This window comes from Selenomonas ruminantium subsp. lactilytica TAM6421, assembly GCF_000284095.1.
Classification (GTDB): domain Bacteria; phylum Bacillota; class Negativicutes; order Selenomonadales; family Selenomonadaceae; genus Selenomonas_A; species Selenomonas_A lactilytica.
On the sequence record NC_017068.1, the window covers coordinates 1,521,438 to 1,533,253 of the forward strand.

Annotated in this window: 11 protein-coding genes and 1 riboswitch; of the genes, 7 read left to right on the forward strand and 4 right to left on the reverse strand. The window is 52.3% G+C overall.

The window, feature by feature from the left end; all coding sequences use genetic code 11:
- The first annotated feature begins 13 nt into the window (after positions 1-13).
- The 7 genes from SELR_RS07440 to thiC all read left to right on the forward strand — a co-directional run bounded on the left by SELR_RS07440 (position 14) and on the right by thiC (position 6,631).
- Positions 14-409 carry a hypothetical protein gene (locus SELR_RS07440; protein ID WP_014424603.1) on the forward strand — a complete coding sequence of 132 codons (396 nt, stop codon included), beginning with the start codon at positions 14-16 and terminating at the stop codon, positions 407-409.
- 41 nt (positions 410-450) lie between these two features.
- Positions 451-1,764 carry a circularly permuted type 2 ATP-grasp protein gene (locus SELR_RS07445; protein WP_014424604.1) on the forward strand — a complete coding sequence of 438 codons (1,314 nt, stop codon included), beginning with the start codon at positions 451-453 and terminating at the stop codon, positions 1,762-1,764.
- A complete protein-coding gene (locus SELR_RS07450) occupies positions 1,743-2,438 on the forward strand; it encodes an alpha-E domain-containing protein (RefSeq protein WP_014424605.1) in 696 nt (231 codons plus the stop codon). The genes SELR_RS07445 and SELR_RS07450 overlap by 22 nt, the downstream gene beginning before the upstream one ends.
- 11 nt (positions 2,439-2,449) lie before the next feature.
- Complete coding sequence (locus tag SELR_RS07455; RefSeq protein WP_014424606.1) at positions 2,450-3,226, forward strand: transglutaminase family protein; 777 nt, start codon at positions 2,450-2,452, stop codon at positions 3,224-3,226.
- A 14-nt stretch (positions 3,227-3,240) separates the two neighbouring features.
- Complete coding sequence (locus SELR_RS07460) at positions 3,241-4,173, forward strand: M14 family metallopeptidase (RefSeq protein ID WP_014424607.1); 933 nt, start codon at positions 3,241-3,243, stop codon at positions 4,171-4,173.
- Positions 4,170-5,099 (forward strand): M14 family metallopeptidase, encoded by a 930-nt coding sequence (locus SELR_RS07465; RefSeq protein WP_014424608.1) that lies wholly within the window; start codon positions 4,170-4,172, stop codon positions 5,097-5,099. The genes SELR_RS07460 and SELR_RS07465 overlap by 4 nt, the downstream gene beginning before the upstream one ends.
- A 59-nt stretch (positions 5,100-5,158) precedes the next feature.
- Positions 5,159-5,262: riboswitch (TPP riboswitch) on the forward strand.
- A 55-nt stretch (positions 5,263-5,317) separates the two neighbouring features.
- A complete protein-coding gene (thiC, locus tag SELR_RS07470; protein ID WP_014424609.1) occupies positions 5,318-6,631 on the forward strand; it encodes a phosphomethylpyrimidine synthase ThiC in 1,314 nt (437 codons plus the stop codon).
- 23 nt (positions 6,632-6,654) lie between these two features.
- Here the strand turns inward: thiC and SELR_RS17765 are convergent, their stop codons facing one another.
- The 4 genes from SELR_RS17765 to SELR_RS07490 form a co-directional block, all read right to left on the reverse strand.
- Entirely contained in the window at positions 6,655-9,195 is a 2,541-nt protein-coding gene (locus SELR_RS17765) for an ATP-binding protein (protein WP_014424610.1), read from the reverse strand.
- Positions 9,188-10,306 carry a BMP family ABC transporter substrate-binding protein gene (locus SELR_RS07480; protein WP_014424611.1) on the reverse strand — a complete coding sequence of 373 codons (1,119 nt, stop codon included), beginning with the start codon at positions 10,304-10,306 and terminating at the stop codon, positions 9,188-9,190. The genes SELR_RS17765 and SELR_RS07480 overlap by 8 nt, the downstream gene beginning before the upstream one ends.
- Before the next feature lie 51 nt (positions 10,307-10,357).
- On the reverse strand, positions 10,358-10,537 hold the full coding sequence (locus tag SELR_RS07485; protein ID WP_014424612.1) for a hypothetical protein: 180 nt from the start codon (positions 10,535-10,537) through the stop codon (positions 10,358-10,360).
- Between the two features lie 154 nt (positions 10,538-10,691).
- Complete coding sequence (locus SELR_RS07490; protein WP_014424613.1) at positions 10,692-11,732, reverse strand: HD domain-containing phosphohydrolase; 1,041 nt, start codon at positions 11,730-11,732, stop codon at positions 10,692-10,694.
- Positions 11,733-11,816 lie beyond the last annotated feature (84 nt).

Sequence of the window (11,816 nt, forward strand, 5' to 3'; positions counted from 1 at the left end):
AGGAATGATAAAAATGGTTACGTTTCCGCTGTTTTCCGAGTTAGAGAAGCATCGTGATGAGGCAAATGAGAAGTTTCATCATAACATCAAGCCCCTGCTGATTGAACGGCTCAGGGAGTTTGGCTTTGTTCACACCAACGAGGATGCCCCGGGGATCATGGAGTTGCAGGAAAAGGCAACGCAGAACAAATATCTGCTGACGCTGCGCAAGTACGAGATCATCATCCAGTTCCAGCATGTAAAGACTGGGGAACAGGTGCTGATTTGCGCCATCAGCAATCTTGAACTCAGCGCCCATGTCATCATGGATATCATCATCGATTCCATTGACAGCTGGCTGCAGTACGGCGTGGTCTATGATTACAAAAAAGCCCAGCAGCTGGAAGAACGGGCGAAGAAGCGTGGCTGAGTCCCGCATATATTATTCCTACCCTGAAAGGATGTGGCCCCATGCAGGATTTACTGACGCAAAAGGACCAAGTCAATGAGCAGCTTGCTCGCTATGGTGTGAAATTCGGCATCTACAAGGATGGCAAATTCAATGAACGCCTGTTTCCCTTCGATCCCATTCCCCGGCAGATTGAGGCACGGGACTATGAAATGCTGGAAAAAGGCCTGCGCCAGCGCGTTACGGCCCTTAACCTGTTTTTGGCTGATATCTATGGCAAGAAACGGATTCTGCGGGATAGCATCATCCCGGAGGAATTTGTCTTCTGTTCTCCAGGATATTTGGCAGAATGTGAGGGGATCAAGCCGCCCAAGGGCATATACAGCCATATATCCGGCATTGATCTCGTTCTGGGCAAGGATGGTGTCTGGTATGTATTGGAGGATAATCTGCGCATACCCTCAGGGGCTTCCTATCCGCTGATTGCCCGCAGACTCTGCCGCAACTGCAGCCCGCGCACCTTCCGCAGCAATAATATCCGGGACAATCGGAACTATGGGGCGCTATTGAAGCAGGTGATGGATGAGGTAAACACCGGCGGCATCAATGTCATCTTTACCCCGGGGCGTTACAACGCCGCGTATTTTGAACATTCTTACTTAGCAGAACAGTCCGGGGCCGTGCTGGCGGAAAGTGCCGATCTGTTCGTGGATCAGGGCGTGCTTTATTATAAAGCCAGCCGGGATCCGGTGAAGGTGGGTTCCATCTATCGTCGTGTCAGTGATGAATATCTCGATCCGCTGTGTTTTGAGCCAAGTTCCCTAATCGGCGTGCCCAACCTGATGGACGCCTACCGGGCCGGCAATGTGGCCATTCTCAACGCTCCGGGCAATGGTGTGGCCGATGACAAGGGCATCTATTATTTCGTGCCGAAGATGATTGCCTATTATCTGGAGGAGGAGCCTATATTGCATAATGCGCCCACCTTTTTGCCATATTTCCCGGAGGATATGGCCTATACCATGGAGCATATCCATGAACTGGTCATCAAGGATGTGGCGGAGGCCGGAGGTTACGGCGTGATCTTCGGGGAAAATCTTTCCCCGGCGGAGCTGGAAAAGCTCAAGGAGGCAGTGCGCCAGGAACCGCGGCGCTTCATCGCCCAGACGGTTATCGACTTTCAGGATCTGCCGGTTTGGGAGGACGGTGCTCAGGTCATGCGCAAGGCGGATTTGCGGGCGTTTGTGCTGACGGGAGAGAATGTCCGCGTCTGGCCCAGCGGCCTTACTCGTTTTTCCCGCAATCCGGACAGTTTCGTAGTGAATTCTTCTCAGGGAGGAGGCTTTAAAGATACATGGATCATGACATCTCTATGACGAAAATCAATAATCTCTTTTGGCTGGGGCGCTATTCTGCCCGGGTGGATACCACCATCCGCTATCTGGCCAAATGGTATGATTCCATGCTGGATGGCAAGGTCATTGACTTCCAGCATTTTTGCCAAAGTCTTGATATTCCTTGTCATTATATCAGTGCCTATCAGTTCATGCGCTCCTATATTTTTGAGAAGAAAAATCCCGATTCCGTGCGTTCAGCGGCGGAGATCATGCTGGGCAATGGCATGGTGCTGCGGGAAACCATTGGCAGCAATACCTTGTCCTATCTGCAGATGACGGTTTACGCCATGGACAAGGCTGCCGTCACCACCAATCCCTGGCTGGGCTTCCAGAAGGTCTGCGATCTGCTCATGGCTTTTGCGGGGCGTTGCGATGTCTATATCGAAGATCAGGGAATCCGGGACATCATCAAGTGCGGAGCCAGCATCGAGCGCCTGTCCCTGTATGTCAGTTTTGACTATCCTGAGAAAACTCTGCTGAAGGATCTGCAAAAGCTCATAGCCTATATGGAGCGGTTGAGCTTGCCTGTGCCAATCGATGAAGATGCTCTGTCTCTGCTGAGAGCGCAGAAAGCTCGTCTGGAGTGGGGATTTTCCCTGAGTGTTTCCCCACAGGAGCTGCGGGCGGCTGTGGAATCGTTGGTCCAGTTGTAAGGAGGATGCCTATGCGTGAGCTTGACTTCCAATTTTCCTGTCAGCTTTCCTTTTCCGAATCAGTGACGGATCATGCTTTCCTGCTCCGCTGCCTGCCAAGGCAGGTCAAGGGGCAGGAACTACTTTCTCTGGACCTGCAGGTGATGCCGGAGGGCGTGCAGCTCTTTTCCGGCAGGGATTCTTTTGGCAACCGGACCATGACCGGCTGGGTGCCGGAAGCACATAAGGAATTATCCTATCAGGTCAGCGGTGTTGTCCGGCGGGATGATATGCAGGAGGAAGCACCTGCAGTCATGCCCTGCTTTTACTATCCTTCCGCGCTGACCAAACCTTCCCCGGAAATGGCAGCATATCTTGAAGAACTGCAATTGACGGGAAGTCCCAGTCAAAAGGCGCAGGCATTGACTGTTGCCCTGAACGAACGTTTGGCGTATGTTCCTGGTTCTACCAATATATGTACTACCGCTGCGGAGGCCTTTCAGCAGGGGCAGGGAGTCTGTCAGGATTTTGCCCATATCTTTTTGGCGCTGGCACGGCTGGCAGGCATTCCCGCCCGTTATGCCTGTGGTCTGCCAGTGGGGGAGGGCGCTACTCATGCCTGGGGCGAGATTTGGCAGGATGGTCACTGGCTGGGCTATGATCCCACCCGGAACCGCCTGGTGGATGAAACGTATATCACGCTGGCTGTGGGCCGGGACTATGGGGATTGTCCCATTGAGCGGGGCGTATTCCATGGGACGGCCTGGCAAACCCAGCAGGTATTCATGCAGGTCAGGGAAAAGGAATAGAGAGGAGTCTGTATATGCTGCAAGAAGTTGTTTCTGCCCAATTACCCGTGGGTGAGAAACTGGCCATTCAGAAGAACCGCATCGCCGGAGCCAATCCCGAGGCCCGGCGTATTGCTGTGGTAACGGGCACCCATGGGGATGAACTGGAAGGCCAGTATGTGGCCTGGAAACTGGCCCGGCTGTTGGAGAAAAAGCGCGACCGCCTTCATGGTACCGTGGATATCTATCCGGCCCTGAATCCGCTGGGGATCAGTACCATCTACCGAGGGCTGCCGGGCTTTGATCTGGATATGAACCGGATTTTCCCGGGCAGCAGCACGGAAACCATGTATGAGTATATCGCTCAGGGTATCGTGCAGGATATTGCCGGGGCTGACCTCTGCATCGACATCCATGCCAGCAATATCTTCCTGCGGGAAATCCCCCAGATCCGCATCAACGAAAAAAATGCCCAGGAGCTTCTGCCCCTGGCGCATTTTCTCAATATGGACTTTGTCTGGGTGCACGGGGCGGCAACTGTTTTGGAAAGCACGCTGGCCTACAGCCTCAACGATATCGGTACGCCTACGCTGGTAGTGGAAATGGGGGTGGGCATGCGCATTACCGAAAGCTATGGCAATCAGCTGATCTACGGGATCTTTGCTGCGATGAATCATCTGGGAATGCTGGATGAGCCCTATATTCCCGTGGCACCGCCCATTGTCAGCACCGACGGCCATGTGGGCTTTGTCAATGCGGCGGAATCCGGCATCTTCCTGCCCCGGGTGAGCCATGTAGAACGGGTGGAAAAGGGCCAGACCATCGGCATCATTTCCAATCCCTTCACTGGGGAAATCAGTGAAAAACTGCTGAGCCCCATAAGCGGCATGGTCTTTACCTTGCGGGAGTATCCGCTGGTCAATGAGGGCTCTCTGATTGCCCGTGTGCTGGGAGGTGCGGCTTCGTGAAAAAAGAATTGTTATACACCATATCCGCCATGCCCTACCGTCAGCCCATTCCCGTTTACGGTTGGCGTTTTGGCGGCCCGCAAAGGATGCTGGCGGTGATGGGGGCCATCCGGGGAGACGAGTATCAGCAGATGTATATTGCAGCCCGTCTGATTCACCGGCTGGAAAAGCTGGAGGCCTCCGGAGCGCTGTCCGAGGAGGCCGGAATCCTGGTCGTCCCCTGTGCGGCCCAGTCCTCCATGAATGTCAGCCGCCGTTTTTGGCCTTTGGACAATACGGATATCAATCGCATGTTCCCGGGGTATGAGGACGGGGAGACCACCCAGCGGCTGGCTCACAGGGTTTTTCATGCCCTGCAGGGCTATCATTGGGGCATCCACCTTACGAGCCTTTATCTGCCCGGGGATTTCGTCCCCCATATCCGCGTGATGAAGACGGGCTGGCAAAAGGAGGATGAGGGGCTGGATTTTGGCCTGCCTTATCTGATTATCCGTTCACCCCGGCCCTATGATACGGTCACCCTCAATTATAACTGGCAGGTTTGGGAAACCCACGCTTTTTCCCTTTATACCAAGGAAAACAGCGATATCGATCCCTTCAGTGCGGAAATGGCTGTGGACAGCATCCTGCGCTTTCTTGCCTGTCACGAGCTGCTGCAGGCAGAGCTGCCGCCCGGACAGGATACGATTTCCTTTGAAGAGAGCCGCATGGCCACATTCTATTCCACCCAGGCAGGAATCTTATTCCCACAGAAATATCCCGGGGATAAGGTCGCTGCAGGTGAAGTGGTGGCCAGGATTCTTGATCCCTGCACCACAGAGGTACGGGAGGAAATCCGCTCTTCGGTCAGCGGGGAAGTGTTCTTTCTGCGCAGTGCCCGCCTGTTGCCGGAGCATACCATTGTCTGTCGGATAATCCCCGGCTGAAATGATATGCTGGCCGCCTATCTATTGTATTTTTCTGGTGAATCTGTTAGAATGAAAAAAATGAATATTACGGGAGCTCGCAGACGGGCTGAGAGGAAACTATGCGTTTCGACCGCACCTGATTTGGATAATGCCAACGTAGGGAAGATTTTAGACTGTGATGGGATTTTATGCAAATCCTGTTCACAGTTTTTTTATTTTTAGGAGGATGGTACCAGATGAAAGAAAACTACACAACGCAGATGGACGCAGCCCGCCAGGGATTGATCACCCGGGAAATGGAAATCGTAGCTCAAAAAGAGAATATGGAACCGGAAAAGCTGCGTCAATTAGTGGCCGCTGGTCAGGTGGCCATCTGTGCCAATAAAAAACATGCTGCCCTTTCCCCGGAAGGGGTGGGCAGCATGCTGCGCACGAAAATTAATGTGAATCTGGGGGTTTCCCGGGATTGCAAGGATTATGATCTGGAAATGCAGAAGGTCATGGAAGCAGTGGAACTTGGTGCCGAATCCATCATGGATCTTTCCAGCCATGGCAATACTCAGCCTTTCCGCCAGAAACTTACTGCCGAATGTCCCGCTATGATTGGTACTGTGCCCATCTACGACAGCGTTATCCACTACCAGCGGGATCTGGCGGAACTTACGGCCCAGGATTTTTTGGATGTCATTCGTCTGCACGCTGAGGATGGCGTGGACTTTGTGACACTGCACTGTGGCATCACCCGGGACACCGTACGGCAGATACGCAGTCAGTCCCGCAAGATGAATATCGTGAGTCGGGGAGGCAGCCTTGTCTTTGCCTGGATGAGTATGACCGGTGAGGAAAATCCCTTCTATGAGCATTTCGACGAAATCCTTGATATCTGTGCGGAATATGATGTAACCATTTCTTTAGGAGATGCCTGCCGTCCCGGATGTTTGGCTGATGCCACGGACAATTGCCAGTTAGATGAGCTTTCCAGGTTGGGGGAACTGGTCAAGCGGGCCTGGAAGCGCAATGTACAGGTCATGGTAGAAGGGCCCGGCCATGTGCCCCTTAATCAGATTGCCGCTAATATGGAAATCCAGAAAACCCTTTGCCATGGCGCACCTTTCTATGTGTTAGGGCCGCTGGTAACGGATATTGCTCCGGGGTATGATCATATTACGGCTGCTATTGGTGGTGCCGTGGCTGCTATGAATGGCGCTGCCTTCCTTTGCTATGTGACGCCAGCTGAACATTTGGCTCTGCCCAATCTGGAGGATGTCCGCCAAGGAATCATTGCCAGCAAGATCGCAGCTCATGCCGCTGATGTGGCCAAAGGACTGCCAGGGGCAAGACTATTGGATGACCGTATGGCTGATGCTCGTCGGGAATTGGATTGGGATAAGCAGTTTGCCTGCGCCCTGGATGCCAAAACGGCACAGGCCATCCGCAAGAGCCGCATGCCGGAAGACGGTCACAGCGAGACTTGCAGCATGTGTGGCAAATTCTGTGCTGTCCGCAGCATGAACAAAGCCCTGAATCATGAATATATTGACATCCTGTAAGCATAGCAAAGGTAGTGAGGGGGTTAGCCTGTCTGTGCTGGTGAGCCAGCCAGTTCCGCTACCTGACGGTAGAGATCCATGACATTGGCATGGTGTTGCTGGATGTAATCCATAGCTTGTTGCTGCTGGTCAGGGGGTGCAGTTTCGGCCAGATAGTCTTTGACCGCCTGCTCTTGATCCTTGGCTTTTTGGTTGAGACTGCGGCAGCCGATGGTCAGGGCCGTGGATTTGAGTGCATGGATATTGATGCGGTAGTCCTTCCAGTTGGCTGCAGCTAAATCGTTGTCCAGCTGGGCAATCTTATCGCTGGACTGCTTATTGAACATAGCCAGTATTTTGTCGTAAACTGCCTGCATATTGTTGCAGTAGGTCAGCCCCAGTTTGTAATCAATAAGGGGCGGGGCTGGTGGTGCGACAGTTGTACTGGCTTGTTCTGCTGTTTTGGCGGGTGACGGTGCAGCTATTGGTGCAGCTGCTGGAGCCGGTAATGGATGTTGGATAAGTTCCTGCGGTAGGTAGCGGAGTAGCATGTTGGTGAGATCATCGCCGGTCATGGGTTTGCTCAGGTAATTGTCAAAGCCTTCCATGAGGAATTTTTCCCGAGAGCCGGAGATGGCCGTAGCCGTCAGGGCAATAAAGCGGGTAGAACCGATATTGGGCAGCTCTTTGGCTTTATGCAGGGTTTCTACGCCATCCATGCCGGGCATCATGTAGTCCAGCAGTACGACATGGAACCTCTGTTTCTGCAGAGCTTCCATGGTTTCGGCTCCACTGTGGGCGATAACGGTCTGCACCTGGGTTTCTTTGAGCAGACTGCTGGCGACGAAGCAGTTCATCTCGTTGTCATCAACGATGAGTACCTGGGCATCGGGCGCAATAAAGCTGGCCTGATGTTCAAGTACTTTGTCAAGATCCGGCTGGGCACTCAGGCTGAAAACGCCTACAGGATCAAAGGAATGAACTTCCTGCGGCAATTCGATGGTAAATACACTGCCTTCTCCATAGGTGCTGTCCACTTTGATGCTGCCATGCATCATGTTCAGCAGGCGGTAGGTGATGGCCAAACCTAAGCCGGTTCCCTCAATCTGGCAGTTGCGTTTGATGTCAAGGCGTTCAAATACATGGAACAGCCTGTCTTTATCTTCTTCGCGGATGCCAATACCGGTATCGGTGACAGCAGCCTGGAGATAAAGGGTGTTTTCCTTCCGTTGGCCGCTGATGTCCAGCGTAATGGAGCCGGAGGGCGTATACTTGATGGCATTGTTCAGCAGATTGATGAGAATCTGGCGCAGCCGGCCCGCATCACCGTATAGGCCATTAGGCAGATAGGGATCTACGTGGATCTTGAACAGCAAGCTTTTGGCCTGAGCACGTACGCCCACCAGTGTGCATACTTCCCGCAGCACATTGGTCAGCTGATAATCTGTGTCGACGATTTCCATATGACCGGATTCAATTTTGGAAAAATCCAGGATTTCGTTGATGATGGTCAGCAGTGCTGTTGTGGCAGATTTGATGTTGTTGGCGTATTGCCGGACTTCGCCCGGAACTTGCTGACGCAGGATCATCTCATTCATGCCGCTGATGGCATTCAAAGGTGTGCGGATTTCATGGCTCATATTGGCCAGGAACTGGCTCTTGGCCAGATTGGCGGCATCGGCGGCCAGTCTAGCCTGCCGTAGTTCCTCGGTTTCCGCTACACTGGTCTGAGCCATGAGCAGGTAAATGCTCAGGCAGGCGAAGAGAATCAGCATCAGGGCAAAGAGAAAGAATACGCGCTGATAAATGCTCATAATTTGACCGGCTACCGCTGACCAGGGCATATAGCCAATCAAGGAAAAATCGGTCTGGGGCAGATCTGCTCCGAAGACGAAGTATTTTCCCTCGGCGCCCTCGGTATAGACGGCGGCCGCTTTATTACGTTCGAGACGGCTGTGGACCTCCCGCATTCCTGACTGAATGGTTTCATCAGCCCAGAATCTGGTATCTTCTGTCGTGTAGTTTTCGTAGGGAACAGCCAGCGTGCCATCATGGTACTGGATGATGACATGGGTGAAGGCATCGTAGTCGGAAAGGGCAAAAAGCTGAGGCAGCATGCTGATGGGATAGATTTGATACAGGACATAGCGGACATTGTCGCCGTAGCTGACCGGGGTGGCCAGCAGAATGCCAATATCAGGGTTGTAGTCGATGACAGTATTGCCATGAAAGGCCAGCTGCAGACGGGGAAATGATTTGCTAGAGACGGACCGGCCCCGGGTATGGTGCTGGAAGTCAATGAGTCCAGCCTGTCCTTGGGGATTCTGCTGAACCAGCATTTTCAGCATGTCATCTTTGTCTTCCTCGTGTTCAGACAGATGGGTGGCGGCGGTCTGCAGCGGTGTCAGGAAGCGGCGAAAGCGTTCACCAGCTAACATGGAGAGGTCTTCCGTCTGCCGGGCAACAGAATGTTCAGCGGCTTTGTTGAGCATATTTACAATCCGCTGCTGGATGAAGATTCCGGAAAGAAAAATCAGGAAGAGCATCATCAGAATGGTCAACAGCATTTTTTTGCGATTATTCAAGAATCTCCACCCCCTTTACCAGCCAGTCCATGTGCTGGAGCAGGCGATCATCCCGAATGGATTCATCCGGACGGCAGCGCAGTTTGCCCTGACGGTCATAGATTTCGCCGGCAAAGACGAAGCGGCCAGCCAGCATGTTCTCTTTTATCTGTGCCAGCCGTGTTTTTTCGGCGGCGGTGACCGCAGGTGAAAAGTCGCATAACTCTACGAACCCGGCTTCCATGCCCACCCATTGCTTGTCCATATAGTTGAGTTCGCCTTTGAGATAACGGCGGATGATGTCCTCATAGTAGCGATCCCAATTGCAGACAACAGAGGTCAGGGCATGGTCAGAACGCCAGGTATGTTTGCCCAAATCCTCATAGTAGCCGATATAGTCGATGCCCAGTTCTTCCGCTACATTGGCGGCAGCGGGCTCGTCCTGATGATAGGTGAGGACATCAGCCCCGGCTTCCTTGATCAGGCGGCGGGCTTCCTGGGCTTCTTTTTCCTCATTCTGCCAATTGCCTGTCCACATGACGACAACTCGGGCTGCAGGATTGGTTTGTTGTACCCCCAAAGTGAAAGCATTGATGCCACGATTGACCTCGGAATTTTTCATGGCGGCTACATAGCCTATAACATTGCTCTTGGTGTGCATGCCGGCCAGTGCACCAGCAAGATAGCGGCCCTGATACATGCGGACAAAATAGGAAGTCATATTGCGGGCATGGCACTCAGCAGAATTGGTGCCAAAGGCAATATGGGGGTACTTGCGGACAAGTTTTTGCGCTTCCTGGGAATAGGAGTAACTGGCCAGGAATATCATCCCGGCGCCATCATTGACCAGTTCATTGACGGCTTTTGTGCAGGCGCCATCACCGATAATGCGCTCCTTAGTGATAAGTTCAATGCCCATCGCATTGCAGGCCTTTTGGATGCCGCGGTACTGGGGGGCGTTCCAGCCTTCCTCATTGATGCCGCCCAGCAGTACGATGCCGGCTTTGGGACGCGGCTGATCGAAGGTGCTGCTGGAAAAGATCCAACAAGCAGCGGCCGACACGATCAGGATAAAGCTGACAATGAGCCGTGTGGCCCATTGGGACAAACTGTGCTGTTGCCAAAAGTTCATATCGATAAATTGCCTTTCTGTCAAAAATTAAAAATCATAAGCCGTCAAGCTCTAAAATTGGAACTTGTTCAGGGAAGTTTGTAGATTCTGGGCCAGTTGGGCCAAAGACTTGCTGGCCGTGGCAATCTCGTCAGCGGCGGTGGATTGCTCATCAGAAGCAGTGGCGACATTTTCCATTTTACATAGGATCAACAACTTGTAAGCTACCCGTAGATTTTCAATCCATCGCATAAATTTCCCTCCTATCAGACAGTATTCTGGTTAAATACAGGCATGTATTCCATAAATAAAATTCGCCATATGGATTTATTATTCCTGCCAAACAAAGATTTCATAGTAAAAGGCTCCAGGAAAAATCCTGTAGAGCCTTTGGCTGTATGTATATTTATTTTTCCCGAAGCTGGTAATGGATGTCTTCATCGATCATCTGCAGCATGATGTCGGTAAAGACAGGGTCAAGCTGTTTTCCACGGGCATTGAGCATTTCCTGGCGGACCACAGCCTGAGAGAGAACATCTCGATAACTGCGTTTGGAGGTCATGGCATCATAGACATCTGCTACGGCAATGATGCGGACTTTTTCGGGAATGGCAGTACCGATAAGCCCTTCGGGATAGCCAGTGCCATCATAGCGTTCGTGGTGGCTGCGGGCGGCAGTCAAAAGTTCCGGCATCTCCTTTACATGGGCGAGAATATCACTGCCAATAAGCGTGTGCTGCTGCACGGCGGCGTATTCCTCATCCGTAAGTTTTGTGCTTTTGTTGATCAGGCTGGAAGGGATGCCAATCTTGCCGATGTCGTGAAGCTGTGCCATATAGTAGACGGCACGCTGGTATTCTTCGGACTTGCCCGCCCGACGGGCGATTTCCCGGGCGTAATCCGCTACGCGGCGGGAATGGCCGTGGGTGTACTTGTCTTTGGCATCAATGGTATCAGCCAGTGTTTCGACCATCTCATGAAACAGGCGCTGCGTAGAGGCCAATTGTTCCTTGGCAATGGCTGTCTGACGGTCGATTTCCTGCTGCATATGGTGCTGCAGGGCTTTGAGTTCAAGGGTTCGTTCGATCCGGCGCAGGATTAAAGTGGGAATAAAGGGTTTGTGGACAAAATCGAAAGCGCCGGCCTGAATGCCCTGCACCTCGGTTTCCTGGTCCAAATCCCCGGTCAGCATGATAACCGGGATACTACAGGTTTTTTCACCCTGTTGTAAGGCGGCCAGTACTTCAAAACCATTCATTTCCGGCATGTTGATATCGAGGAGTATGAGATCTACAGGCTGCCCGGCAAGCAGATCAAGTGCTTCGGGGCCGCTTGATACGGCGGTGAAATCGTAATCGACACTTAGAATGGCTTCCAGAGTCATCCGATTGATGTCATCGTCATCCACGGCCATGATGCGGCGTTTTATGAATGATGGAGTATTCATGACGAGGCTGCCCTCCTTTATTATAATCTGAATTTAAGAAAAACTTAACCTATTTATAATTTTATCCTAATTCCACGCTTAAAT